This window comes from Lacipirellula parvula (assembly GCF_009177095.1).
Classification (GTDB): domain Bacteria; phylum Planctomycetota; class Planctomycetia; order Pirellulales; family Lacipirellulaceae; genus Lacipirellula; species Lacipirellula parvula.
Genome location: NZ_AP021861.1, coordinates 5,118,788 through 5,144,044, shown reverse-complemented (window position 1 = coordinate 5,144,044; position 25,257 = coordinate 5,118,788). Strand labels below are relative to the sequence as shown.

The window sequence follows — 25,257 nt, the reverse complement described above, 5'->3', positions numbered from 1 at the left end:
GCGAACAGGCCCAATTCTTTCGTTAGACGTGTGGCTGGCAGCGCGGGCGTCGTTACGACTTCCACGCGAGTTGTCGTTCGACGTACTTCGCCAGCAGATCGGTTTCGAGATTAACTTCATCGCCTGGCTTCAGGCGGCCGAGCGTCGTGACGCTCAGCGTGTGCGGAATGAGGGCGACGCTGAATTCGTCCCGCGTCACGTCGACGAGCGTCAGGCTGACGCCGTCGATGGCGACCGAACCCTTCGACGCCATTTGCCGGGTCAGCTCGCCGGGGACGCTGAACCACATCGTCGACCATTGCGAGTCGTCCTCGCGGCGGGCGAGCTGGCCGACCGCGTCGACGTGCCCCGCCACCAAGTGGCCGCCGAGTTCGTCCCCCACTCGCAGCGAGGATTCCAGGTTCACCGCAGCGCCAGGCTGCAGCTTGCCGAGATTGGTGCGGCTGAGCGTTTCGGCGCCTGCTTCGAACGCCATGTCGGCGCCGGCGAGTTCGACGACCGTCAGGCAGCAGCCGTTGATGGCGATGCTGTCGCCGATCTTCGCCCGCTGGGCAATCGCTTCGTCGCGAATCGTCAGCCGCACGCCGGGGCCGTCAGGCTCGATGGCACGCACCGTGGCGAGGCTTTGCACAAGGCCGGTGAACATCGCTCAGCCCGCCTTCCGATGGAGCAAGTGGCGGCGGCGCCAACTCCAGCGCCAGCCGTGGATCGCCGGCGGCGTCAACGCGTACAGCACGCAGAGCATGGGAATCGCGTACTCGCCCACCGTCAGCACCGCCATGATCACGAAGACCATCGCCACGAGCTGCGGGAAGCTCTTCTGCCCGCGGATCATATGCGTGACGAGATGCGGGTAGCGAATCCGCGACACCATCAGCATCGCAATCGCCAGCGCCACCAGCGGCATGAACCGCTGGAGCCACCAATCGAACCCTTCGAAGTTGGCAAAGTTCGTTTCGTTCCGCACCTTGTAGGAGAAGATCGCAAAGCTCGCGATCACCGCCGCGGCGGCAGGGGAGGGGAGTCCCTCGAAGGACGAGTGGTCGTCTTCGTCGTCGGTTTCGACGTTGAACCGAGCGAGTCGCATCGCCGTGCAACAGGCGTAGAACGCGGCGATCGTCCAGATGCCCATCGGGTGGATTTGCGTGAACTGCGGGCACATTTTCACGAGCAAGATGCCGGGCGCGACGCCGAACGACACGACGTCGCAGAGGCTGTCGAGCTGGGCGCCGAAGTCGCTGGTGACCTTCGCCAGGCGGGCGACTTGGCCGTCGAACATGTCGCACAGCATCGCGATGAAGATCAGCGTGCCGCACAGCATGACGTTGTGCGTCGGATCGGGGCTGAGGAACAGCTCGCGGGCCGAATCGAGCTTGGGCGACGGCACAGGGACGAACGTATCGCCCGGCTTCGCAATCCGCGAAGCGGCGACGATCGCGAAGAATCCGCACACAAGATTCCCCAGCGTGAACAGCGTGGGGAAAGCGGAGATGGCTCGAATACGTCGCATAAAAATCACCGGGCGAGTTCGCCGCGGAGCGTGCCGGCAAGCGGCGGTTTACTTCAGTCGGGCGAGAATGGTAGCGCCGGCCAGCACCTTCTGGCCCACGACGACGTTCACCGTCACGGCGTCGCGGGGGAGGATGAGTTCGGTCCGCGAGCCCAGCTTGATCATACCAAAGTCTTCGCCCCGCTGGACGGCCTGCCCGGGCCGCAGGGCGCAGACGATGCGGCGGGCGAACAGGCCCGAAATCTGCCGCACAGCGTACTTCAGGCCAGGGCGGTCGGCGTCTGCGAAGCCGATCCACATGAACTCGTTGCGGATCGCGCTCTCGGGGTTCATCGCGTTGAGGAACTCGCCCGGCTTGTAGTCCATCGCGACGACGCTTGCGGCCCGCGGCGCCCGATTGATGTGGACGTTGAAGATCGACAGAAAGATGCCGATCCGCACGGCAGGGCCATCGAGGAAATCGTAGTGGTCGAGCTCGGTGACTTCGGCGATGACGCCGTCGGCGGGCGAAATGACGGCGTCGGCGTCGGTCGGCACATGCCGCCACGGATCGCGGAAGAAGTAGAGGATTTCCGCGAGGATCGCCAGCGGCACGACGGCGGTCCACTTCCACGGCGAGTGCAGCGAACTGATCATCAGCACCGCGACGAATAGCGGCCAACCCATCAGCTGCAGTTCCGCCAGTCCCCAACGGGCGAACGGCAAGTTGCCGCGCCAGCGGAACGGGTCATCCTCGGGGGCCCAGTGAGCGGTGCACTGGTTCGAGCAGAACTTCAGGTCGCGCGGGTCGAGCACTTCGTGCGGCGCCCCGGCGAGACTGCCGCGGCGGAGTTCCGCCATCTTGGCGACGTACTCGCTGCGGAAGGTCTTGAGGAACCAGCGGCGGACATGCCCCCAGGCGAGTTCGATGCTGTAGCAAACGCCGCCGCCGGGCTGCACGCTGCGGATGTTCTCGGGAAGCGGCGGGATGGCGGGATCGGCGTCGATGGCGGGGGCTCCGGAGGCGCGGGCCTATGTGAATTTGTGGGAGGGGTCTCTGACCCCGATACGGCGTCGCCTGGCCACAGCGGCTTGTAGTGGTGAACCAAATCGGCGTCGGAGACGCCTCCCACAAGCAGCGGCTCGCACACGAAATCGAATCCACCAGTTTACGCCAGTACCGGGCAGGTGTCGAACCACTGCCGACCCTGGGCCTCCAGCCACTCGTTGCACTCCACGGGGCCCCAATTGCCGGGCTCATAGGTCAGCAGCGGTGGGGCGTCTTGCTCGGCCCAGGCCTTCAAAATGGGGTCGCAAACCTTCCAGGCGGCTTCGACCTCGTCGGCTCGGGCAAACAGGCTGGCGTCCCCCTCAAGGGCGTCGAGCAGCAGCCGCTCGTAGGCCTCGGGCATCGGCCGGCGGAATTCGCGGAGGTAATTGAAGTCGAGATCAGTCTGCCGCAGCTTCATCCCGGCGTCGGGGACCTTCGTCTGGAAGTGGAGTTGAATCCCCTCCGACGGCTGCACCTGGATGATGAGGCGGTTCGAACCGCACAGCCCGCTGGCGCCGTTGCTGAAGAGCCGTTGCGGCGGTTCGCGGAATTGGATGACGATCTGCGTCGTGCGGCACGACATCGCCTTGCCGCTGCGGAGGTAGAACGGCACTCCCTGCCAGCGCCAGTTGTCGATCGATAGCTTCAGCGCGGCGAACGTCGCCGTCTTGCTGCCATTAGCGACTTCGGGCGAATCGGCGTAGCCTTGGTACTGTCCGCGAATCGTGTCGGTGGCCACCGCCTCGGGCGAGAGCGATCGCAGGGCGTGCAGCACCTTCACCTTCTCGTTGCGAACGGCGTCGGCTTCGTACTTAAACGGCGCTTCCATCGCCGTGATCATCAGTAGCTGCAGCAGATGATTCTGGAACATGTCGCGCATCACGCCGGCCGTGTCGTAGTAGCCGGCCCGCTTGCCGACGACCACTTCCTCGGCCACGGTGATCTGTACATGGTCGATGTAGTTGCGATTCCAAACCGGCTCGAAGATCGTGTTCGCGAACCGCAGCACGAGCAGGTTTTGCACCGTCTCTTTGCCGAGGTAATGGTCGATGCGGTAGACTTGGTGCTCGCTGAAGACCGAGTGGACGATCTTGTTCAGCTCTTTGGCGCTTTGCAGGTCGACGCCGAACGGCTTTTCGATCACGACGCGGCGCGGGCCGTTTGATTCGTCGGCGAGGCCGCTGCGGCCAAGCTGTTCGACTGCGGGACCATAGAACTGCGGGGCCGTCGCGAGGTAGTAAACCCGTGTTGCTGCGGCGCCCTTCTCAAGCTCGCCAAGGAACTTACCGAGTGAATCGAAATCGCCCGGCACGCCGATGTCGCCGGCGTGGTAGAAGATGTTCGCCGAGAACTCCTCCCAAGTCGCGTCGTTGAACTCCTCGCCGGCGTATTTCTTCGTGGTCGCGGTGAGTTCCTTGCGCCACTCTTCGTGGGTGAAGGGCGAGCGCGAGAAGCCGATCACCCGCAGGCCATCCTTCAGTCGCTTCTTGCAGTGGAGCTTGTAGAGCGCCGGAATGAGCTTGCGGCTCGTGAGGTCGCCCGAGGCGCCGAAGATGACGAAAGTGGCCTGCATCGTGTCGATCCTTCCGTATGCCGTATGACACGTCCCAAGGGGGCTCCTTAGGGCGTGGCTAAACTCGGGTTGAAGGCGATGCGCTTTCGGTCTGATTGGCACGCATCGCTTGGTGCTGTCGAGTTGTCGTCTGTATTGGCCCCGGAGGGGCCGAGTCATGTAGCCAGGGGCGCAAGCCCCTGGTTGCTGGGCGTATCAGTTTTGTGAGCCCCGGGAGGGGCGGCATCGCTCCGAATACAGTGCCGCCCCTCGCGGGGCTTGGGGGCATGAAGGCGTTTGTGACCAGGGGCTTACGCCCCTGGCTACATCATGCCGCCCCTTCGGGGCTGATACCCGAAGTTTCAATCTCGCTTGCACTAAGCCTGAGGTTCCTTGCGCAACCGCAGCCAATCGGCGTGGAACACGCCCTCTTTGTCCGTCCGCTGGAACGTGTGGGCCCCAAAGTAATCGCGTTGCGACTGCAGCAGGTTTGCCGGCAAGTTCGCCCGGCGGTAGCCGTCGTAGTAGGCGAGCGCCGTCGAGAACGCCGGCGTGGGCAGTCCGAGCAGCGCTGCGGACGCGATCACGTGCCGCCAGGCGTCCTGCGCCTTGTCGACCGCTTCGGTGAAGTAGGGCGCCAGCAGCAGGTTCTCAAGGTTCGGATCGGCGTCGAACGCTTCCTTGATGCGGTCGAGGAACACGGCCCGAATGATGCAGCCGCCGCGCCACAGCAACGCGCAGTTGCCCAGGTTCAACGGCCAGCCAAGTTCCTTCGCCGCGGCTTGCAGCTGCACGAAGCCCTGGGCGTAGCTGCAAATCTTCGAGGCGTACAGGGCGTGGCGAATCTGCTCGATGAACGCCTTCTTGTCGCCGGTGTACTTTTGCGACGGGCCTTTCAGCTTCTTGCTCGCACGAACGCGGGCGTCCTTCACGTCGGACAGGCTGCGAGCGAACACCGCCTCGGTGACCAGCGTGCTCGGCACGCCAAGGTCGAGGGCGTGCTGGCTCATCCACTTGCCTGTGCCCTTGGCGCCGGCGCGATCGAGCACCTTGTCGACCAGGAAGCCGTCGCCTTGGTCGTCCTTCACGCTGAAGATGTCGCGAGTGATCTCGATCAGGTAGCTATCGAGCTCGCCCTTGTTCCAGGTGTTGAAGACGTCGTACAGCTCGTCGTTGGTGAGGCCGAGCGCTTCCTTCATCAGGAAGTAGGCTTCGCAGATGAGCTGCATGTCGCCGTACTCGATGCCGTTGTGCACCATTTTCACGTAGTGCCCGGCGCCGCGCGGGCCGACCCATTCGCAGCAGGGGATGTCGTTCTTCGGTCCGACCTTGGCGGCGATCGCTTGGAAGATTGGCTTCAAGTGCGGCCACGCCGGCTCGCTGCCGCCCGGCATCATGCTGGGGCCGAGCAGGGCGCCCTCTTCGCCGCCGGAGACGCCGGTGCCAGAGTAAAGCAGACCTTTCTCTTCGACGTACTTCGTGCGGCGTTCGGTATCTTCGAAGAAGCTGTTGCCGCCGTCGATCAGGATGTCCCCCTTCGACATCAGCGGTAGCAGCGAGTCAATCAGTTCGTCGACCGGCTTGCCCGCCTTCACCATCATCAGAATTTTGCGGGGCGACTTCAGCGCGCCGACCAACTCTTCCAACGAATGGCAGCCGACGAAGTTCTTCCCCTTAGCCCGCCCGTTGATGAAGTCGTCGACCTTCTCGGTCGTCCGATTGAAGACGGCCACCGAGTAGCCGCGGCTTTCGATGTTCAGGGCGAGGTTCTCGCCCATGACGGCCAAACCGATGAGCCCGATGTCACATTGCTTCGACATACGCGTCATTCCTTGAGCAGGAGAGTGTTGTATGGTGGGCGCTGGCGGTCGAGCGGTCTCTTATAGTCCGGCCGACCGAGCAGGCGTATCCATTCGCTGTAGTGGTGTGCGGCGACGGCCGGACTAGGCGCCTTGCCGCTATGCGGAGAAGGCCGAAGTCGAATCGCCCGTGCAGGGGAAGCGGGAGGCCTAAGCCCTCCCGGCAAGCCGGATAGAGTTTATCGTTGCCGGCGGGCAATCACAATTGACCGGCTATTTGGGCGAGTTGGACTTCCAAGCCAATGCATTGAACCGCCAAGGACGCCAAGAGCGCCAAGGAAGGAATGCAGGAACCGCCGATAAACGCAGATGAACGCTGATATACAGCAAAGCAATAAGAAGTTCGCAGCTAAATCATTTGCGTTCATCTGCGTCCATCGGCGGTTCCAATCTCCCCGCATTCCTTGGCGCTCTTGGCGTCCTTGGCGGTTAATCTTTGAACTGCGAAGTCCGCCCGGCTATTTGGGCGGCTCAGCCGGTTGCTGCTGATAGATGGGGAGCGACATGACGCTCGCCTCGATTCGCCCTAATTCGGCTTCGAGCCGCTGATCGCCGACGCCGCCGAAGTCTTCGGTGAACTCCTTCGCCTGCAGCCCTTCCCGCAACCCGTCGATCGGCGGCACGACGGCGGCGGTGCTGAACGTCCGAGCGACGTCGTCGAGCGAGAGGCGATCCGTGAGCAACGCGATCGCGAACGCGATGCCGGCGCGATTGGCCGCCATGTCGGCAAAGCTGAACCCCGAGCCGCCGTTGGAATCGAGCAGTTCTTTCACCACTCCTGCGCCGCGCGCCGGTTGGCTTCCCAATAGCGCGACCAAATGGGCCGACACGACGAAGTGCTTCACCAGGTCTGCACGGCCGTGGATTGTTAGCGGCGGCATCCCCGCGAAGGCCGCTTGGCGTGCTGCACGGCGTTCCTCTGGCTCAATCGCTTCGATGGCCGCACTCGCCAGCGGCAGCTTCCGCAGCGCGTCGGTCGAATCGAACGCGATGCCGAGCGCCAAGATGAACGCCCGCGCGGCGTTTTCCTTGCGCACTTGCTTCGCTGCGAGCGCCGCTTGCCGGACGTAAAGTTGCAGCAACTCGTCACCGCTTGGAGGCGGCTGATCTTTGGCTTGCTCGACGAGTTTCTTCTTGAGTTCGGCGACGCGGACAATCTGCTGCAAGATCTTTGCCGTGTCCTCGATCATCGGTCGCGCCCCGGCGACGCCCATGATCTGCACATACTGCGCGGAAGCGGGATCGTTTGGCAGCGCCGGGTTCACCGCGGCATAGATTTCCTGCATCCGGCGGCGCGTCTCCGCCGAGAGTCCCGTCACGTCGGCGATGTTCTTCTGCCGCAACTCCTCGGCAAGCATCGACATCAGGAGCGTGTTAGGCGCATCGTACTTCAGCCGGGCGCCAGCCACCCGCTGGACGCCTTGGCCAATCACCGGCCGCATGACGCTTTTCGGTTCAGGGCTATGAGTGGCGCCGAGGTAATGCCCCAGTTCGTGCGCGAGGAGTTCCGTCCGCTCCGGCTCGAGCACATTGCGCGAGCGCTCTTTCAGCAAAATGTGCGTGTGCAGCGGCTGCCGCGTCCCCCCGAGGTGGACCCGACCGCTGGCGATGTCGTACTGGCTGCTGAATGCGATCGCGACGTCGGCCGGCGCTGGCAGCACCTCGCGTTCGAACTCGCCGAGCGTCGTAAAGAAGTCGCGTTGCGAGTCGTCTGAATCCCATTCTTCAATCGCGACGACCCGCAGCTTCATCCCGCAGGTGGCTTCGAGCGCCGCGGAGACCTTGTCGATCCGCTCGCGAATGATCGGTTCCCACACGCGGCGCTGGCGGACTTCGTCGTCGTCGACGACGATTTTCACTTTGATGACGTCGGAGTCAGGCAGCTCGAGCGGCGTGGTCGGCGTTGCGGCCCAAGCGGCGGGTTGCGCCTCGCCGAGGCGAATCGGTTGCAGCGTTCGCATGCCGCCCGAGGGGTTCGCCGAGACGGCGTAGGCTGAGTTCGGCGCGAGCGGCAGTTCAGGCCCCGCGACGCCTCCTTCGACGACGCTGGCATGTACGCCCGACGACGCGAAGAAGGGCATCGTCGCGCCTGGTTCGATCTTCCGCCGCACGACGGGTGCGTCGTCGAGGCGGGCCGCAATCTCCACCGGCCGATCGGTGCGGTTGGCAATCACCGCCACGTCGGCCCCAGCGCGCCCGCACGCCGCGCACCAGAGGGTGGCGAGGATCCACGAAAGTAGCGAAGAGCGGCGTCTCATCAAATCCATTTTACACGGCGCGGACGCCAGGGCGACGGCGGGCAAATTAGAGCAATCCCTGCATTTCCTGCATTGCGTACATGTCGCGCTCGCGTCCGGTCGAGGCGAAGACGGCTTGCAGGTTATTCAGCATCCGCCCAAGCCACTGCCGCGGCGTCGCCCGGGCGAGGTGGTTGCCGCTTCGATCGAGCTTGCGACCGGTGGCTTGCAGGATCCGTTCGTAGACCTCTTCCTCATGTAGCAGCCCGCCGCCGAAGAAGGGATCGACGTACATCGACTGGCCGCTGCCGCTGTCGGTTTCGACTTCGGCGAGGAAATGCCCTGGGGCGTTTACGCCATGGACAGTCAGTCCGATCCCCTGCGCCACCTGCCGATAGAGCAGGGTGAGCGTGATCGGCAGGCCGCGGCGCGTCTTCAACACGTCGCACAGATAGCTATTCGACGGGGCGTAGTAGTCCTCGACGTTGCCGCGGAAGCCAAGTAGGTCGAACAGCACGTCATGCAGATGGGCAAGTTTCGCTTCGACGCTGTTCGAGCGGACGCGCCGCTCGATCGTCGAGATCATATTCGCGAGCGTCGCTTCGCCCTCAGCCACGTCGGCGTCGGGATGTTCGTGCTGCGAAATCGCCCACGCCGCGCGGAACAGACCGTCGGCTGAGTTGATCTCCGACAGTTCGTCGCAGAAAGAGCGATAGGCAAGCGTGCGGCAGTAAGCGGGGCGAGACAAGTCCATGCCTACAATGATGCTTCGATTGGCGATCGAGGCAAGGAATTCGCACGGACGAATCCGCAACTTTGTCGGTCGCGCGGAGCAGGCTACGCTGCATAGCTGGTCGGCCGCCCTAAAGTGGTCGCTGTGCGTAGTTTGGAGGGGCTGGCCGGCCGCGCCCGCTGGTTGAAGTCTGCGGCAATTTTGATACGATAGCGGTCTCTCCTCGGCAGGCGTCACGGCGCACGAAACGGTCGTCGTAACGCTTGGCTAGACGCTTCTTTGGGCGTTAGCCGCGTTGGGGGGATCCACTTTGCGTATTTTTACGCCTCCATCGCTGGCAGTGAGTTGCTCGGCGCGGAAAGCGTTGCGGTTTAGAGTTCGTTGAAGAGTCTCGTTTAGACGCTCGCTCGTTAAGTTGTCCTGAGGGTGGTGACGCCGACGTGTTAGGAATTCTGTGGATCATCGCGATGCTTGCGACAGGCGGCCTGTGGGCCGTACGGTCGTTGCGTTGCGCGAGCGAGCGATCGCTGCTCGTTCCGATCCAGTCCGACGCGAAGGCGCAATGGGTATGCGGCGAGGTTCTGCGCAGCAGCCACGGCGGGGTTTGGTCGCCGGGGCGAGGGCGTTGGACCGAATTGGCCGCGGCGCTTGCTCGGCCTGCGCCGGGCGGAATGCGCCCCTAGTCCCTCGCCGGGCACAGCTTAATCTCGCGGGAGTTTCCGCCGTCGACTCCATTCGACGGTTGGGTTCTTCGACGCAATCGCTTGACCGCAATCGTTGCGAACCATCGCGACGGTTGGCTCGCTCGGCGAGCCGACGCTTCTCTGTCCGCCGGCGCTCGTTCTCCAGCGTGCGATTCATACGGAAGGATATCGGGAAGCATGGCTCATCTGACTGCACTGGACGTTACGCTGCCGCTTCCCTCGCTGGCGGCCGTTTCGGAACCGGTTCTTGGCATCGCGGTCGTCGCCTCAGTGGTTTTGGGATTTGGCGTCGTCAAGTTCCTCGACTACCTGCGCAAGCGCGACGCTGATAAGGAAGCCGCGCAAATCATCGAGCGCGCTGAAATCGAGGCCGCCACTCGCCGCAAGGAAGCCGCCGTCGAAGCCCGCGAGATGGCGCTGCAGGAAAAGGGAAAGCTGGAGAAGGCGAACGAAGAAGTCCGTCGCGAGCTCCACGACCGCGAACGCAAGCTCGACAAGGCCGAAGACGCCATCCAGTCGCGCAACGATCAGCTCCTCAAGCAGGAGAAGATGGTCGAGAGCAACCAACGGCGCCTGGCCGAAAAGATGGAAGACGCCACCCGTCGGCAGAAGGAACTCGACGATCTGCTCGATCTCGAACGGCAGACGATGCACCAACTCAGCGGCCTCAGCCGCGAGGAAGCCGAGTCGCGGCTGCTGGGACGCCTTGAGAAAGAGCTGATGAAAGAGCAGGGCGCCATGATCTTGCGCTACGAGCGCGAGGCCGTGGAAAAGACCCAAGCCAAAGCAAAGGAAATGCTGATCACCGCGGTGCAGCGGTTCGCAGCCGCTCACACGGCCGAGTCGACCACCAGCACGGTCGACATCCCCAACGACGAGATGAAGGGCCGCATCATCGGCCGCGAAGGGCGGAACATTCGCGCTCTCGAAAAGGCGACCGGCGTCGACGTCATCATCGACGACACGCCCGGCGTCGTCATCGTCAGCGCGTTCGACCCGGTGCGTCGCGAAATCGCCCGTATCGCGCTCAACAAGCTGATCGCCGACGGCCGCATCCATCCCTCGCGGATCGAAGAGCTGGTCGCCGAAACGGAAAAGGAAGTCGAAGGCGAGATTCGCCGCCACGGCGAAGAGGCGATGCAGGAAGCTCAGGTCTTCGGCATTCACCCCAAGGTCGTCGAACTCCTTGGCCGGCTCCGTTACCGCACCAGCTACAGCCAGAACGTGCTGCGGCACTCGATTGAAGTTTCGTTCATCACCGGCATGTTGGCGGAGGAGATGGGGCTCGACGGCGAACTCGCTCGCCGCGCGGGCTTGCTGCACGACATCGGCAAAGCGGCCGACCACGATTTGGAAGGCGGCCACCCGAAGATCGGCGCCGATCTGCTCAAGCGTTTTGGCGAAGGCCCGGAAGTGGTTCATGCCGCGCTCGGCCATCATGACGACATCCGCCCCGACATGCCGTACACGGTACTCTGCGCCGCGGCCGACGCTTGCAGCGCCTCACGGCCAGGCGCGCGTCGCGAGACGCTCGATCGTTACATCAAGCGGATGCAGGAACTCGAATCGATTGCCACCAGCTTTGCCGGCGTCCACCAGGCGTTTGCGATTCAAGCTGGCCGCGAAGTCCGGGTGATCGCCAGCTCGCGCGATACCACGGACGAATCGGCGGCGAAGGTTTGCCGCGACATCGCCCGCGCGTTCGAAGAGCAATTGACGTATCCCGGCGAAATCAAAGTGACGCTCATTCGCGAAACCCGCATCACCGAAACGGCCCGCTAGACGCTGCCGCTGTTGTTCGACGCCATTCAGGTGGGCCTTTCATGCGACTGCTGTTTATTGGCGACATTGTAGGGCGGCCCGGCCGCGACATTGCGCGGCGCGGCGTGCCGGGGTTGATCGTTGATCGCCAACTCGACTTGGTGATCGCGAACGCGGAGAACGCTGCCGGCGGATCGGGGCTGACGCCCGAGATCTACAAAGAACTCGTCGCGGCCGGCGTCGATGCGATCACGCTTGGCGATCACATCTACCGCCGCCGCGAGATCTTTCCGATCTTGCAGCGCGAGGAAAACATCGTCCGCCCCGCGAACTTGCCCGACGAAGCGGTCGGCCGCAGCTGGGCGACCGTGAAGGCTCGCAACGGCTCGCTCGTCGGCGTCGTCAGCTTGCTCGGTCAGCTCTACATGAAGCCGATCGACAGCCCGTTCACCGCGGCCGATCGCGTGCTGGCGGAAATGCCGTCCGACGTAAAGGTTCGCTTCGTCGACTTCCATGCGGAAGCGACTGGCGAAGCTCAACTGCTGGGGCGGTTTCTCGACGGCCGCGTCTCTGCAGTGTTGGGGACGCACACCCATGTGCCCACCGCAGACGAAACGGTATTCCCTGGCGGCACGGCGTTCCAATGCGACGTCGGCATGACGGGGCCGTTTGATAGCGTCATCGGCCGGCGGATCGACCGCGTGCTGGAAACGCGACTGACGGCCAACCCGACGGCGTTCGACGTCGCCACGGGCGACGTGCGGCTGTCCGGCTCGATCGTTACGATCGACGACGAAACGGGCAAAGCGACCGCCATTGAACGGATCTGCGTCCGCGAGGAAGAGCTCCCAGCCCTCGAAGCCGCCGCCAAACGTAGCTAGCACTGAGCGCGCTGCTCCTTCTTCCCTGAACCCCGAACCCTAACGCCTGAACCCTCTCTGTTCCCAACTAACCTTGTCGCGCGTGGGCCCCTTCGCTACCCTCCGCGTCGTTTGTAGCGGGCGTTCCGCCTGCGGCGGTGATTTGGTGGACGAACGCAGGCTCCTCTCGCTTCGATTGCGACTCGCACTCGCGGGAATCAGCCTCGTTGGCGCCATGCTGTTGTTCACGGCATGGCGATTGTCGCCAGATCCCCGCGGTTACGGAACGCACGAGCAACTCGGACTCGCCCCCTGCGCCTTTTACGCTTGGACAGGGTGGAAGTGCCCGAGTTGCGGCATGACGACGGCGTGGGCTCACGCAATGCACGGCGACCTGCCGGCCGCATTGCACGCCAACGCCGGCGGAACGCTCCTGTGCGGCCTCGTCGTCCTGGCGACTGTGTGGGCAGCGGCTTCGGCCGGCATGGGAACGTGGTTTGTGATACGACCGTCGCCTCGCTGGCTGCTAGGGATTGGCAGCGCGGGGTTGATGATCACCATACTCGACTGGGTGCGCCGCCTCGCGGCCGGCTAGTCGAGGCTTCGAATGAAGAAGGAAAGAAGCATGGACCGTGCTTTCCGACTAATTAGCGGCTGGGCGTTGCTTGCCTGCATCGGCTTGGGCTGCGCCGCCTCGACCGGATGCATCTCGATGCTCATGGCCACAGGCATCTACATGTGGAACGGCGGCAACACGGTCGACGCCGAATGCAACGCACTGGAAAAAGAACGCGTCGTCGTTCTGTGCCGTCCGCCTGCCTCGCATGAGTTCCGCAATGCCGGCGCCGCGCGAGCGATTGGCTCGACCGTGAGCGGCCTCATCGCCGAGCATGTGAAGGGCGCTGAAATGGTCTCGCCCAAGGAAGTCGACAACTGGGTCGACGAGCAAGATTGGGAAAACTTCAAAGACCTCGGCCGCGCCGTCAAGGCGACGCGCATCGTCTACATCGAACTCGATGACTTTGAACTCTACAAAGGCAAGACCCTCTACCAGGGACGCGCGGAGATCACGATGCGGGTCTACGACATGGAAGATCGCGAGCGCTTGATCTTCGAGCGTCAACTCGGCCAGGTCCTCTTCCCCCGCAACAGCGGCATCCCGGCCTCCGACAAGCCGGTCCAGCAATTCGAGCGTCAGTTCGTCGACGTGATTGCGGTGCAGATTGCCGAGCATTTCTATCGGCACACGGCGAATGCCGACTACGCCCTCGACTCGGTCGCGAACCACTAAAACGCCTCTAGCCCCGGGCTCCGCCCGGGGGTGGCTCGACATTCAGCATGAGTTCGCCCCCCCCGCTTACAGCGGCGGCGGATCGCGCCGCGGCGGACCCTGCGGTTCGGGACGCGGCGGTCGCGGCGGATTGTTGCTCGGCGGTTCGATCGGCGGCAGCGGCGTGAACGCCTCGTCCCAACGCCAACCGAGCGGCGTCGAGAGTTCCCGCTCGGCCATCGCAGCCCACGGCGTCCCGGGGTGATCTTTCGTCACCCGCGTGAGGTACTCTTCAGCCTTCCCCGCGAGCTTTTCCAGCGACGTGTTGGCAAACGCCTTGTCCGGTCGCAGCACCCACGTGTTGTTCCGGTCATCCTTAAACGCTTTCCCTTGCTTCGCTTCCGCGAGCAGCACGTTGTAGCCGTCGGTTCGCGTCTTCACAGCTAGCGCCCGTCCGAGGGCCAAGTCGTACCCCGCCTGCCAACGCGGTTCCTCGAGCTTCGCGCGGTCTGGTTCGCCGGCGAGCAACGTTTGGCAAATCGCATCGAGCTTCGGCTGCAAGATCGCCGCCGAGCGTTGGGCCAATGAAAGCGCCTGCGCCAGCTCCGCCTCATCACGCTTCGGGAAACGCAGCCGCACGTTCTCCATCGGCGAGGTCCACGACATCTGCGCCGCTTGAATGAGCGCGCTGCGAGCACGATTTGTTTGCAGCAGCCGCGCGTACTCCTGCGCCGGGACGTAGTCGGGCTGGTAGCGCCGCATCGCATCGGCGTCGAAGAACATCGCGATGTGGGCCGAAAGGTTCTTTGTTTCGTCGCCGCTGATGTGGCGGCCGACCACTCGGTTCGGATGCGACGTGAAGTAAAGCCCGCCCGTCTCGTAGCACAGTCGCGTCAGCGCGTACGGACCAAAACCCGAATCTAGGAGTTCATCGTCGTTGCCCTGGTCGGCGAACCGTAGCTTGAGCGCCTCTGGCATCAGCGATTCCGGTCCCAGCGACACCGGCACCCACTGCGGCCGCTGATCGAACTTGGGATCGGGGTCGATGTACTTCACATACGCTGTATCGCGACCGAACGGGGCCGGCCGACCGACGACGTATACCGGCATCGCGTACTTACGACAGACGCTCACCGTGTCGTCGACCAGCGGAATATCATCGCCCGCTTCGTCGGTGAAGACGACGATCATCACATGCCGCTTGCCGTTCTTCGCCGAGCGGTAGGTGCGAAACTTTTCCGCCACCATCCCCACGGCGCGGAAGACGTTTTCCTGCCCTGTTTCGTCGTCGCTAATTCTCTTAATGGCTTGCTTGATCTCCTCCATCCGGTCGGTCGGCTCTTTGGTGAGCATCGTCGGCTCGGCGCCGAAGCCGACGACGGCCGTCAGCAGCGGCTTGTCCTTGTGGCGGCGGAAGGCCGGATTATCCGCGGCGTCGATCACGCCCAATTCCTCGTAGATCCGCTGGAAGCGTTTGATGACCCGCTCGCGCTCTTCGCGGAGGCTGCCCGATTGGTCGAACATCCACACGACCATCGTCGGCCGTTGTTCGAGCGAAGTGAGAATCTCGTGCGTCAGCCGATCGATGGCGCCCTCGGCGCCGCTGGATCCGACGCTGCCGGCGCCTTGCACCGAAACGGTGCTCAAGAACTGCGGCCCCTGCGAAATCTCCGTGCCGAGTTCCACCGCCACGCGGTTCCCGGTATCGGCGAGCAGATCGGCCTGCTCCATGACGATCGACTGCTCGCTGAAGTCGACGCCTGACGCCAAGGCGCCGCTGACGCCGCCGGTTCCCATGGCGCCGATTTCAGAACTGGCGACGTCGCTCGAGGCGAACTCATCCGACAAGGGCGCTGGTTCGGGGAGCTCAAAGCTTTCGAGCGCGAGGTCGACCGGCGCCTGCACGATGGGGATTGCGAGCGACGCCACGGTCATCGCGGTCAGCGCCGCGGCATGGACGAGCAAGCTCGTCGCCCACGCCGCCGAATCGCCGCGAATGAAGCGGGTCGCGCGTGGAATGTCGACGTCGCCATCGGCCAACGGCGGAGCGGTCGGATTGCCGGCCATGGGCGAACTCGAAAGAGAAGGGCGTGGATATCTCCATTTTGCCTGTTGAGAGGCGATCCGGCAAGAAAAGTCGCCCGTCGAGGCCAGGGCGGCAGGACGTTTTCGACTTTCGTGAAAGAGAGCAGTCGGCGCGTTATCATGGACGGCTCCGCCAGCGTGGCTTGCCGCCGGTTCCATGCGGTGCTGAACGCTCGCGGATTCAGCCGTTGGAATGAACTATGAAATCGCCGGTCTGTCGTAGCTCATGGGTTTTTGCGTTGGCGCTCGCCGCCGTGGCGGCGGCGCCGGTTGCCGCACAGCCGGCCCGAACGAAGGTTCCAGACCCTATTGAGGTGTCGCTGCCGACCAAGGACGGCGTCCAGCTGCGGGCGACCTACTACGCCAGTACGGCGGGACAGCAGGCCGTGCCGGTGGTCATGCTGCACGATTTCAACGAGACGCGGGCGGTCTTCGACCCCCTGGCGCGAGCCCTGCAGAACCCGCGGGTTCCCGAGAATCCGGCGGCGCCCCGCATCGCGCCGCGGGCCGTCCTGACCGTCGACTTGCGCGGCCACGGCGGCAGCAAGACCGCGCACTCGGCCAGCGGCGCAACGCAGGAACTCGAATCAAACCGCTTCCAGCAGCAAGATTTTCGCGCGATGGTCGACCTCGACATGGAGGCGGTTCGCACTTTCCTCGTGCAGGAGAACGACGCCGGCAAGCTAAATCTCAACTCGCTTGGCCTGCTGGGCAGCGGCATGGGTGCCAACGTCGCGATGATCTGGGCCGCGAAGGATTGGTCGACTCCGCCGCTGGCCGTTCGTAAGCAGGGGCAAGATGTGAAGGCCCTCGTCTTGCTGTCGCCGCGTTGGAACTTCAACGGCCTGATCCTACGCGACCCGTTGAGGTTCCCGCCGATTCAACGGCAGCTATCGGTATTGATCGCTTACGGCGCTGAGGACAAAGCGGTGGCGAAGGATTGCCAGAACATCGTCAGCATTCTCAGTAAGCACCATCCCGATCCGCCGGCTGATCGCGTCGAGCAGCTCAAAGACTTTTTCGTCTACGCTCCCGAAACCCGCCTGCAGGGAACGAAGCTCCTCACCAGCGATGCTTTCGGCATCGGCCAAAAGATCGTCAGCTTCCTGGAATCGCGATTGGGGAGTAAGTCGTTCCCCTACTCGGTGCGTAAGCACTAGCGAGAGCCTGTAGCCCTGGGCTCCGCCCGGGGGTGACGCGGCGTACGGCAACGCTCGGCGCGAGGGAAACCGACCCCCGGGCGGAGCCCGGGGCTAGGAATGCCGGACGAACGCGACGCGCTCTAGTGGGCCTGAGCCGTCGCCGCGGCCTCAGCATTAGCCGGAATCGCCAACTCCGCCCCGATCGGCAGCAGGTGGGGATTCTCCAGCACCTCGCGGTTGAGATCGAACAGCTCGAGCGCCCGGGCCTCGTCGCCGAGGTAGCGTTTGGCCAAGCTTTCGAGCGAATCCCCCGCGTGGACGACGTGCGTTTGCGTCGCCGCAGCCGTTTCCATCTCGGGTAGCGGCGCGAGCGCAAAGGGCAGGGGAGCGACGCCGTCGGCAACCGGCGGCTTGGCCGTCGTGTAGGGCTGTGGCGCCTGCAGGCTCACCGCGGCGAAGGGATTCTGCTCCGGCGGCGCGGCTTGTTCAGCCAGCGGAGTCGGCGCTGCAACGGCGGGCGACGCGGCCATCAGATCCTTCGCCGGCGCAGCGGTCGTATTCGGAGCGACGGTTGCCGGCGATGCTGCTGGAACGACGTTCGTCGGTCGATCGCGCCGCCAGGGCCAAGCAAGGCAAACGCCCACGCCAAGAACAGCGCAGGCCGCGATCAGTTTGGGTGTGCGCGGGACCACAGCGAGCCGCCTCAGGGAGAGAGGGTAGACGACGAACCGCCCGGCAGTGCCGGCTAGTTCCCCTCTAAGATTCCCATCGGCGTTGCATGCTAGCGACAATCAGTCGCGGATGGCCAAATGGGCCAGCTCCGCGCGATCCAACGTCGGATGACGCCGGCTAGGCAAAGCCTAACGCTCCCGCTCGGAACGTCATTGCATCTGCGCTTCTAGCCCCGGGCTCCGCCCGGGGGTGAGCTTCCATCACGCTAAGCGTTGCGGTCCGCTGCGTCACCCCCGGGCGAAGCCCGGGGCTAGGAGACGCTTTAGCTCTTCGCCGTGGTGCTCGGCGCCGGGCCGCTTTCGAACCGCTCGGCCAGCCACAGCAGCACCGGGTTGGCGATGAAGATCGTGCTGTAGCAGCCGGCGATGAAGCCGACGAGCAACGCGAAGGCGAAGGCGTGAATGCCGTCGCCGCCGAAGATGTACAGCACGACGACGCTCGTCAGGGTGGTGAACGAGGTCAGAATCGTCCGCGCCAACGTTTGGTTGACCGAGAGATTGATAATCTCCTTCGTCAGTCGCGGGCTCTTCCCCTTCACTTCGCGGATCCGGTCGAAAATAACGATCGTATCGTTGAGCGAGTAGCCAATGATCGTCAGGAACGCGGCGACGAGCACCAGGTTGATCTGGAACTTGTCGACCAGGAACAGCGACGCCACGCCCTCGGCGCCGTTGACGAAGTACGCCGACAAGGCGACGAAGCCGAGCGTGACGAGCACGTCGTGGATGAGCGCGATCACCGCGGCGATGCCGTAGATCACGCCGTGGAACCGGAACCAAACGTAGGCGATGATGCCGACGAGGCAGAGGATCATCGCCGCGGCCGCGGAGGTGGCCATCTGACCGGCGACGCGGCCGCCGATCTTGCTGGAGAGCGGGAAGATCGGCTTCGCGTTGGTTTCAGCCGCGATCTGATCGAAGATCGCCTTCGCTTCCGCCGGCGGCAAGGCGATGGAGACTTGCCACTCTTCCATCGCGCGGTTGCTGCCCTCGCGATAGTCCTCGTTGGTAATCTCGTAGACGACTTCGCCTTTGCCTGCTTTCTTTAAGGCGTCGCCGATCATCTGATCAAGCGTGTCGTGGCTCACGCCAGAGGCGTCGCCATCCTTATCGGCGGCGAACTTCAGCTTGGCGGTGGCGCCGCCGGCAAAGGGATTGGCTTCCACGTCGGCGGCAGCGGGTGCTGCAGGCGTTGCGGGAGTCGTCGTCGCTGCCGGCGTTTCCGTGGCGGGCGCCGGCGTTTCGGCGGCTGGTTCAGCAGCCGGTTCCGCGGCGGGAGTTTCCGCCGCTGGAGCGGCTTCCTCGGCCGGCTTGGCCTCTTCCGCAGCTTCGCCTTCCGGCGCGGCGGTCACGGATTCATTTTCGGCGGGCGGCGTCGCTTCTTCGGTCTCCGCCGGTTGAAGCAGCGTGACGTACGACAGCGGGGAAGCGAACTTGAGGCCGCGCACCAGGTCGAGCGGTTTCACGGCCGGCAGCAGCGAGGTCTGCTCGCCCGGGGCGAATTCCTTCACCTCTTCGACGTTGACTTGGTACTTCTTCAGCTTGTCGCCGAACGCGTCCTTCAGAATGTTCTCGACCTCGACGACGTCGTCGTTGATCGTCGTCACGGTGTAGCGTGTGTCGTCGTCGCCCATCTCGACGAGCGAGAGGTTCTCTTCGCCGAGCGGGGTCGTTTGCAACGTTTCATAGACTTCGGCGTAAGGCGTCGGCTTGTCGTCTTCGAACACGATCGTCACCGAACTGCCGCCGGTGAAGTCGATGTCGAACAAGTCTTGCCCGCGCTTGGCGACGGCGAACAGGCCGATGCCGATGACCACCAGCGAGGCGATGATGCTCGGCAGGCGCCAGCCGACGAAGTCGAAATTCGTTTCGCCGATGAATTCCCGCATGCTCATGTTCTTGAGCCAGCCGCGGCGTTCGGCGACGTCGAACACGATGCGGGTGAGGAACACCGCCGTGAACACGCTCATCACGATGCCGAGGACGAGCGTGACGCCGAAGCCCTTCACACTGTCGGGGGCGATCTTGTAGATGACGACGCCGGTGATCAGGTTCGTCACGTTCGAGTCGATGATCGTGATGCTCGCCCGGTCGAAGCCGTTGCGAATCGCCATCCGCAGCGCCGTCCCCTTCTTGAGCTCGTCGCGGATGCGTTCGTAAATGAGCACGTTCGCGTCGAGCGACATACCGACGGTAAGCACCAAGCCGGCGAGACCGGGCAAGGTGAAGGCCGCTTTGATGAGCACCATGCTGCCGAGGATCAGTAGCATGTTCGCCGCCAGGCCGAGCCACGAAATGAAGCCCGCCTTCTTGTAGTAAATGACCATGAAGATCGCGACGAGCACGAGCGAGATGAGCAGCGAATTCTTGCCCTTCTCGATCGTCAGCTGGCCGAGCGTCGGGCTGATTTGCGCGCGGCTGATCGGCACCTTGTTGAGCGCGGCGGGCAAGCTGCCGGCATTGAGAATGCCAACCAGGAAGTCGACTTCGCCCTGGTCGTCGAGCCCTTCGATGATGCCGCGGTCGGAAATGACGGCGTTCAGGTTAGGAGCCGAGAGCAGACGGCTGTCGAGCAAGATGCCGAGTTGGTACTTGGCTCCCGACGGCGCCGGCTGATGGGCACGGGTGAGACGCTCGAACCGACGAGCCCCTTGGCTGTTGAAGGTGAACGAAACCGCCGGACGGCCCGACTGATCGATGTCGCCCGCGGCGTTGCGGAGGTACTCGCCCGTGACGTCCCAGCCGTCGTTCGTCATGATGAGGGCCTGCGGCGTCTTCGAGTTCGTCCGTACGACCAGCGCGCGACCGGCTTGTTCTGGCGTCCCGAACTGCTTCTCGTCGAACTCCACCCAGCGGGCGACTTCCTTGCCGTCGACGCGGACGATGTTTTGGTTCGCCGGCATACGCTCGGCGAGATCGATGATCGCCCGGTGCTGATCGAACTGCCGCGAGGCGGTGATGCGGAACTCGAGCACGCCCGCCGTGTAGATGCGGCGTTCGATCGCTTCGAGCTCGGCCTTCTCGGCCTTCGGAATGATGATTTCGATTTGGTCGTCGCCGAACCGCTTGATCGAGACTTCCTTCGTACCGGCGGGATCGACGCGCTCGATGAGCGCCTTGATTAGCGCGGCCATCGTGTCGCTACGGCTCACGTTGCCGTAGGTTTGCCCGCCCGTGGCGGCCTGCTTTTCTTCAGCGACTTCCTCGGCGCCTTCGGCTTCGAGTTCCGCGTCGTCGCGTTCGGTGTCGTCGACGGCGACGTCCTTCTCGTCTTCTGCAGCAGCGTCGTCGGTCTTCGCCGCTGGCTCTGCGGCAGCTCCTTCGCGCTTCTCGACTTCGTAAATCAGCGTGATACCGCCGCTCAAGTCGGGACCGAGCTTGATTTCACCGAGCGCGACGACGACGCCCGCCGCGGCCAGCACGCCGATTGCCACCGCAAACTTCCAGGCGTAGTCGGGCATGCGCAGCGACTTGGCCAGCATGTTGCCGATGATGATCGGCACGACGAACAGCGCGATGATGATCCCGATGTTCCGCAGGGCGATCATGCTGACGCCGCCTTCGACGGGGGCGTCGGCAGGGGCTGCGGCCGTCGCCGGCGTGCCGCTGGGGGCCGCTTGCGCGAAGCAGGGCGAGGCGAGCCACGTCGATGAGAGAACGACTGCCGCGGCGAGCAGCCCGCGAAACGCCTTCATGGCTGGTGACGAGCGACGGACGAGGGACTCGAATTCCATGGCCTAAAACCTGTCTATGACTTGCTCAGGTGACGTTCGCCGGGCGGGCAACCTTGCCGGGCAGGCGACGCATGCGTTGAGTTGTGATGATTTGTGTTGTTAGGAGGCGAGTCCGCAGACCCGGCACATTGCTCTCGCGAGACTAGGCTGACTTCTCTTCGTCCGTCAGGACGCGGGCGATCGCCGAGGCGCCGACGCGAATCTTGGCGCCGGTCGACTCATCGACGCGAATCGTCACGATCGCGCCGTCGGGATTGCGTTGGACGTTGGTGACGACCCCGTGGATGCCGCCGATGGTCACCACGCGATCTGTTTCTTTCAGGCTGTCGAGCAGCGACTTGAACTGTTGATCCTTCGCCTTCTGCGGACGCAGAATCACGAAGTAGAACAGCACCATGATCAGCGACAGAGGGACGAGCAAGCTGCCAAACGGCGAGCCTGGCTGCTCCGCAGCGGTGCCATCAGCGGCCGCTTTCGGCGCCTCAGCCGTGGCGGCTGTTTCAGCCGTTTCAGCCTGTGCGAGTAATCCCCACGACGTAAATTCCATCACTTGCACCCAATTCGCCGCGCGCGGCCGGGGCCGCAAAAGAAGACGGAGGCAGGCGCAGCCGCTGATGGCCGCGGAACCCTAGACATCAAGATGACTTGCGCCGTAGAAAACCGCCGCCGGCGGATTGGCCGAGATCGCCGCGAAGCGCCTAGCGACCCTGCTGGCCAGCCTGCAAGCGAGCCATCATAAGTCTTGGCGGCGCAACGAACAAGGGCGTCAAGTCGCCTCATTCCAGCCCCTCATCCGCTCCTCCCGGAAGGGGGCAAACGAGTCCGCTGCGATCGCCTCCCGGGCGCGGGTCATCAGCCGTTGGTAGTACGCGAGGTTGTGGATCGAGGCCAAGATCGGCCCGAGCATTTCGCCCGCCTGGAACAGATGGCGGATGTATCCTCGACTATGTTGGCAGGCAGGGCAGGGGCAGTCGGCTTCGATCGGCTGGCGGTCGCGTTCGTGGGAGGCGTTCCGCAGCCGCACGGGGCCGCGATCGGTGAAAACGAGGGCGTTCCGGCCGTTGCGGGTCGGCATCACGCAGTCGAACATGTCGATCCCGCGGGCGACCCCCTCGATAAGATCCTGCGGCCGGCCGACCCCCATCAGGTACCTCGGGCGGTCGACGGGCAGCTCGGGGACGACTACGTCGAGGGCGGCGTACATCTCGGCCGGCGGCTCGCCGACGCTCAGGCCGCCGACGGCGTAGCCCTGGAAGTCCATCGCCACCAACTCCTGGGCGCACCGGCGGCGGAGGCCCGGATCGAGACCCCCTTGAACGATCGCCAGTAGCATTTGGTCGCTGCGTTGGGCGGCCTTCTGGCACCGCTCGGCCCAGCGGACGCTCCGCCAGGTCGCCTCTTCGACCACCGACGCCTCGTTCGGCAGGGCCACCACATGGTCGAACGCCATGATGAAGTCGGCGCCGAGCGCTTCCTGGATGGCAATCGAACGCTCTGGCGAGAGCTGGATCTTCGAGCCGTCGATGTGCGAGCGGAATTCGACTCCCTCTTCGCTCAGCTTGATTCGATCAGCGAGGCTGAAGACTTGGAACCCGCCGCTGTCGGTGAGGATCGGCCCCTGCCAGCCGGTGAAGGCGTGAAGGTCGCCGAGCGCTGCGACGGTTTCCTCGCCCGGGCGGAGGGCGAGGTGGTAGGTGTTCGCCAGGATGATCTGAGCGCCGGTCTCGCGGACGCGGTGGATGTCGACGCCTTTCACTGTGCCGAGCGTGCCGACTGGCATAAACGTCGGCAGCTCGACCGTTCCACGCGGGGTGTGCAGCCGGCCGAGCCGCGCCGACGTCTGGGCGTCGGCGTGCAGCAGTTCGTAGCGAAATGGCGATGAATTGGTCATGAAATGAATAACCCCCGGCTTGAAGAGCCGGGGGCTAAGCGTTGGTTTTAAAATTGTCGCGTCGCGGCGAGATCAGTCGCCACGGAGCTTCAAGCTGTTCGCGGTGAGCTTCTCGCGAACTTCGTTGAGGCTGGTGACGCCGAAGTTCTTGCACTCCAGCAGATCGTCGCCGGTGCGGCGAACGAGTTCGCCGATCGTCGTGAGGCCCAAGCGGACCATGCATTTGCGAGCACGAACCGACAGGTTGAGATCGGCGATAGGGCGATCGAGCAGGGCCCGTTCGTCGTCGCTCATCGGATTGGCTTCGTAGACCGGCTCTTCCTGCCACTTCGTCGAAGCGAACTGGCCGAGTTCGAGGCCCTTCGACGAGAGCATTTCGCGAATCTCGACGAGCGAGGTTTCGCCGAAGTTCTTGCTGGAAAGGAGCTCTTGCTCGGTCGTCTCGGTGAGATCGCCGAGGGTCATGATCCCCATCTTCTGCAGGCAGTTGCGGCTGCGAACGGAGAGTTCGAAGTCGGTGACCGGCACGCTGAGGATTTGCGACAGGCGATCCTGACGACGGCGAGCTTCCTCGTCGTAGTACATGTCACGCGAGGCGTCGGCGTCCTTGAAGTAGAGCCGAGCCCGTTCGTGGCCGGGGAAAATGTCGAGGATCCGCAGGTAGCACTGCTTGGCCCGTTCGAAGTGTTCGATGTCTTCGTACAGCAGGCCGAGGTTGAGCAGGGTGCCGACGTTGGTCGGGAACTGCTTGGCAGCCCGCTCGTAGAGCTGGCGAGCGTAGTCGTCGTTGCCGTGGCGATCGTTCTCAAGGGCCAGGCCGAACAAGACGCCGGGATGGGTCGAGTCGGAGTCGATAGCCCGTTCGAGCAGGGCGATCACTTCACCGCGGTTGTCGCCCATGGCAGCCACGGCAGCCGAGCGCTGGTAAAGGTATTCGGCGGTTTGCTCCACGGCGCCCGAGAGGCCGTCGAGAACCTTCAAGGCGCCGGCGGGGTCGCCGTTGTAGCGCATCGCCTCGGCCTTGGCGAGGTTGACGTCGTCTTTGTTGTAGCCGGCTCGCTCGGCCGATTCGTAGGCCTTCAGGGCGTCGGCGTACTTGTCGAGGGCGAGGTAGGCCTTGCCCAGGTAGAAGTGCGTCAGCGCGCCGCCGTCGGCGCTGGTGAGCGTTTGGATCGCGTCGGTGTAGCGACCGATCAGGAACTGGCAGACGCCCAGGCGGGCGGAGGCGGCAGGGGTGCGGCCGCTCTGCTGAGCCAGTTCGTTGGTCGCATCGCGCAGAGTGCGGAAGTTGTTGTAGTCGCTCGAGATGGCCTGCGAGATCTGCTTGATCTCGTTCGGTCCGAACGTGCTGTTGGAAATGACAGTTTGACGCAGGTCGAATTCCAAAACTGGCGACATCTTCGAATCTCTCTCCGTGTAAGTCAGGCATGCTTGCCCGACGGATCTCCGCTCCGGACGGTGCGTAGGGCGGCAACCCGATCTACGCACCGGTCAGGCTCGGAAGCCTGACCTACGGGAAGAGCCAGCGGTCGGAGTCGAACCGACAACCCCCGCATTACGAATGCGGTGCTCTGCCAATTGAAGCTACGCTGGCGTGGCGAGAGCCGGAGAGACAGACGATAGTCGCCGTCAGGCCAACCCGGCCAAGCTACGCATTGTGGCGCAGCAAGGGCGGAAGCGTCAAGGCGGCGTCTCGCGAGTCTGAAATGTAGGTCGTGGCAACGCCTTGCGGCGATTGCCCGACGGGAGAGAAAGTCGGCTGGCGAGCGGCCGGCACTCGCGGATTTTTTCTGGGATTCGGTTCTGACGGCTAGAGGGCAGGGAGGAGCACAACATTGATGTCGCGTCGCTCCTGCGGCAGGAATGCGATTTTAGGCGACATTAACGATTTTTCATAAGTTGTTTGATGGTAAATGCTTGCGATTTTACGTGGCCGCTAAATGTCGCTTTTTGAGGCGACATGAGCCTGTGCTAGCGTCTTTTTGACCGTTTGAAGCTTGTTAACTCGTTGGTTGCGTGAACGCCTGTTCATTGTGGCGGATTGGGTGGCCGAAAGCAAGTCGCGAAGTGGAGTTTTCTGGGTGGCACGCAGGCTGCGCCACGCGGCTAAATGGCCGGGAGGCTGTAGGGCACCGCGTTTGGGGGCTGCTTGGAGCTG

18 protein-coding genes and 1 tRNA gene are annotated in these 25,257 nt (G+C 63.8%); 5 read left to right on the top strand and 14 right to left on the bottom strand.

All coding sequences use genetic code 11. From position 1 onward, the window contains the following. Positions 1-52 precede the first annotated feature (52 nt). The 7 genes from PLANPX_RS20145 to PLANPX_RS20115 form a co-directional block, all read right to left on the bottom strand. Complete coding sequence (locus PLANPX_RS20145; protein WP_152100465.1) at positions 53-646, bottom strand: riboflavin synthase; 594 nt, start codon at positions 644-646, stop codon at positions 53-55. Between the two features lie 3 nt (positions 647-649). Beyond that, on the bottom strand, positions 650-1,510 hold the full coding sequence (pssA, locus tag PLANPX_RS20140) for a CDP-diacylglycerol--serine O-phosphatidyltransferase (protein WP_152100464.1): 861 nt from the start codon (positions 1,508-1,510) through the stop codon (positions 650-652). A 48-nt stretch (positions 1,511-1,558) separates the two neighbouring features. Beyond that, complete coding sequence (locus PLANPX_RS20135) at positions 1,559-2,449, bottom strand: phosphatidylserine decarboxylase (protein WP_198421774.1); 891 nt, start codon at positions 2,447-2,449, stop codon at positions 1,559-1,561. Positions 2,450-2,658: 209 nt separating this feature from the next. Further along, entirely contained in the window at positions 2,659-4,113 is a 1,455-nt protein-coding gene (gene zwf, locus PLANPX_RS20130) for a glucose-6-phosphate dehydrogenase (RefSeq protein ID WP_152100462.1), read from the bottom strand. A gap of 356 nt (positions 4,114-4,469) precedes the next feature. Continuing rightward, the gene (gene gnd, locus PLANPX_RS20125; RefSeq protein WP_152100461.1) at positions 4,470-5,912 is read right to left on the bottom strand and encodes a decarboxylating NADP(+)-dependent phosphogluconate dehydrogenase; all 1,443 of its coding nucleotides are present in this window, start codon (positions 5,910-5,912) and stop codon (positions 4,470-4,472) included. Positions 5,913-6,409: 497 nt separating this feature from the next. Continuing rightward, positions 6,410-8,209, bottom strand: a complete 1,800-nt coding sequence (locus PLANPX_RS20120; protein ID WP_152100460.1) for a M12 family metallo-peptidase — start codon at positions 8,207-8,209, stop codon at positions 6,410-6,412. Between the two features lie 46 nt (positions 8,210-8,255). Further along, positions 8,256-8,936 carry a transglutaminase-like domain-containing protein gene (locus tag PLANPX_RS20115; protein WP_172992209.1) on the bottom strand — a complete coding sequence of 227 codons (681 nt, stop codon included), beginning with the start codon at positions 8,934-8,936 and terminating at the stop codon, positions 8,256-8,258. An 866-nt stretch (positions 8,937-9,802) separates the two neighbouring features. Between PLANPX_RS20115 and rny the strand changes: the two genes are divergently transcribed. The 4 genes from rny (at position 9,803) to PLANPX_RS20095 (ending at position 13,537) form a co-directional block, all read left to right on the top strand. Beyond that, the gene (gene rny, locus PLANPX_RS20110; RefSeq protein WP_152100458.1) at positions 9,803-11,407 is read left to right on the top strand and encodes a ribonuclease Y; all 1,605 of its coding nucleotides are present in this window, start codon (positions 9,803-9,805) and stop codon (positions 11,405-11,407) included. Positions 11,408-11,448: 41 nt separating this feature from the next. Beyond that, entirely contained in the window at positions 11,449-12,267 is an 819-nt protein-coding gene (locus tag PLANPX_RS20105; protein ID WP_152100457.1) for a TIGR00282 family metallophosphoesterase, read from the top strand. A gap of 145 nt (positions 12,268-12,412) precedes the next feature. After that, complete coding sequence (locus tag PLANPX_RS20100) at positions 12,413-12,841, top strand: DUF2752 domain-containing protein (protein WP_152100456.1); 429 nt, start codon at positions 12,413-12,415, stop codon at positions 12,839-12,841. A 30-nt stretch (positions 12,842-12,871) separates the two neighbouring features. Continuing rightward, positions 12,872-13,537 carry a hypothetical protein gene (locus PLANPX_RS20095; RefSeq protein WP_152100455.1) on the top strand — a complete coding sequence of 222 codons (666 nt, stop codon included), beginning with the start codon at positions 12,872-12,874 and terminating at the stop codon, positions 13,535-13,537. 66 nt (positions 13,538-13,603) lie between these two features. On the opposite strand, the gene PLANPX_RS20090 is transcribed toward PLANPX_RS20095, so the two are convergent. Further along, on the bottom strand, positions 13,604-15,583 hold the full coding sequence (locus PLANPX_RS20090; protein WP_172992208.1) for a vWA domain-containing protein: 1,980 nt from the start codon (positions 15,581-15,583) through the stop codon (positions 13,604-13,606). Positions 15,584-15,801: 218 nt separating this feature from the next. Between PLANPX_RS20090 and PLANPX_RS20085 the strand changes: the two genes are divergently transcribed. After that, positions 15,802-16,761 (top strand): alpha/beta hydrolase, encoded by a 960-nt coding sequence (locus PLANPX_RS20085; protein ID WP_152100453.1) that lies wholly within the window; start codon positions 15,802-15,804, stop codon positions 16,759-16,761. A 122-nt stretch (positions 16,762-16,883) separates the two neighbouring features. Here PLANPX_RS20085 and PLANPX_RS20080 read toward each other — a convergent pair whose 3' ends face one another. The 6 genes from PLANPX_RS20080 to PLANPX_RS20055 all read right to left on the bottom strand — a co-directional run bounded on the left by PLANPX_RS20080 (position 16,884) and on the right by PLANPX_RS20055 (position 24,693). Beyond that, the gene (locus tag PLANPX_RS20080) at positions 16,884-17,435 is read right to left on the bottom strand and encodes a LysM peptidoglycan-binding domain-containing protein (RefSeq protein WP_152100452.1); all 552 of its coding nucleotides are present in this window, start codon (positions 17,433-17,435) and stop codon (positions 16,884-16,886) included. 302 nt (positions 17,436-17,737) lie between these two features. Continuing rightward, the gene (gene secD / locus PLANPX_RS20075) at positions 17,738-21,208 is read right to left on the bottom strand and encodes a protein translocase subunit SecD (RefSeq protein WP_152100451.1); all 3,471 of its coding nucleotides are present in this window, start codon (positions 21,206-21,208) and stop codon (positions 17,738-17,740) included. 142 nt (positions 21,209-21,350) lie between these two features. After that, positions 21,351-21,755, bottom strand: a complete 405-nt coding sequence (yajC, locus tag PLANPX_RS20070; protein ID WP_152100450.1) for a preprotein translocase subunit YajC — start codon at positions 21,753-21,755, stop codon at positions 21,351-21,353. A gap of 219 nt (positions 21,756-21,974) precedes the next feature. After that, positions 21,975-23,099, bottom strand: coding sequence for a tRNA guanosine(34) transglycosylase Tgt (gene tgt / locus PLANPX_RS20065; protein WP_152100449.1), 1,125 nt, complete (start codon positions 23,097-23,099; stop codon positions 21,975-21,977). Between the two features lie 72 nt (positions 23,100-23,171). Beyond that, positions 23,172-24,497, bottom strand: coding sequence for a DNA-directed RNA polymerase subunit alpha C-terminal domain-containing protein (locus PLANPX_RS20060; RefSeq protein ID WP_152100448.1), 1,326 nt, complete (start codon positions 24,495-24,497; stop codon positions 23,172-23,174). A 122-nt stretch (positions 24,498-24,619) separates the two neighbouring features. After that, positions 24,620-24,693: transfer RNA gene (locus PLANPX_RS20055), tRNA-Thr, on the bottom strand. Between the last annotated feature and the right edge of the window lie 564 nt (positions 24,694-25,257).

Bases quoted from the DNA above. Each gene is read 5' to 3' on its own strand.
- rny (WP_152100458.1), top strand. From the start codon at position 9,803: ATGGCTCATCTGACTGCACTGGACGTTACGCTGCCGCTTCCCTCGCTG.
- secD (WP_152100451.1), bottom strand. From the start codon at position 21,208: ATGGAATTCGAGTCCCTCGTCCGTCGCTCGTCACCAGCCATGAAGGCG.
- PLANPX_RS20095 (WP_152100455.1), top strand. From the start codon at position 12,872: ATGGACCGTGCTTTCCGACTAATTAGCGGCTGGGCGTTGCTTGCCTGC.
- yajC (WP_152100450.1), bottom strand. From the start codon at position 21,755: ATGGAATTTACGTCGTGGGGATTACTCGCACAGGCTGAAACGGCTGAA.
- PLANPX_RS20090 (WP_172992208.1), bottom strand. From the start codon at position 15,583: ATGGCCGGCAATCCGACCGCTCCGCCGTTGGCCGATGGCGACGTCGAC.
- PLANPX_RS20145 (WP_152100465.1), bottom strand. From the start codon at position 646: ATGTTCACCGGCCTTGTGCAAAGCCTCGCCACGGTGCGTGCCATCGAG.
- PLANPX_RS20105 (WP_152100457.1), top strand. From the start codon at position 11,449: ATGCGACTGCTGTTTATTGGCGACATTGTAGGGCGGCCCGGCCGCGAC.
- zwf (WP_152100462.1), bottom strand. From the start codon at position 4,113: ATGCAGGCCACTTTCGTCATCTTCGGCGCCTCGGGCGACCTCACGAGC.
- PLANPX_RS20085 (WP_152100453.1), top strand. From the start codon at position 15,802: ATGAAATCGCCGGTCTGTCGTAGCTCATGGGTTTTTGCGTTGGCGCTC.
- PLANPX_RS20120 (WP_152100460.1), bottom strand. From the start codon at position 8,209: ATGAGACGCCGCTCTTCGCTACTTTCGTGGATCCTCGCCACCCTCTGG.
- gnd (WP_152100461.1), bottom strand. From the start codon at position 5,912: ATGTCGAAGCAATGTGACATCGGGCTCATCGGTTTGGCCGTCATGGGC.
- tgt (WP_152100449.1), bottom strand. From the start codon at position 23,099: ATGACCAATTCATCGCCATTTCGCTACGAACTGCTGCACGCCGACGCC.
- pssA (WP_152100464.1), bottom strand. From the start codon at position 1,510: ATGCGACGTATTCGAGCCATCTCCGCTTTCCCCACGCTGTTCACGCTG.
- PLANPX_RS20060 (WP_152100448.1), bottom strand. From the start codon at position 24,497: ATGTCGCCAGTTTTGGAATTCGACCTGCGTCAAACTGTCATTTCCAAC.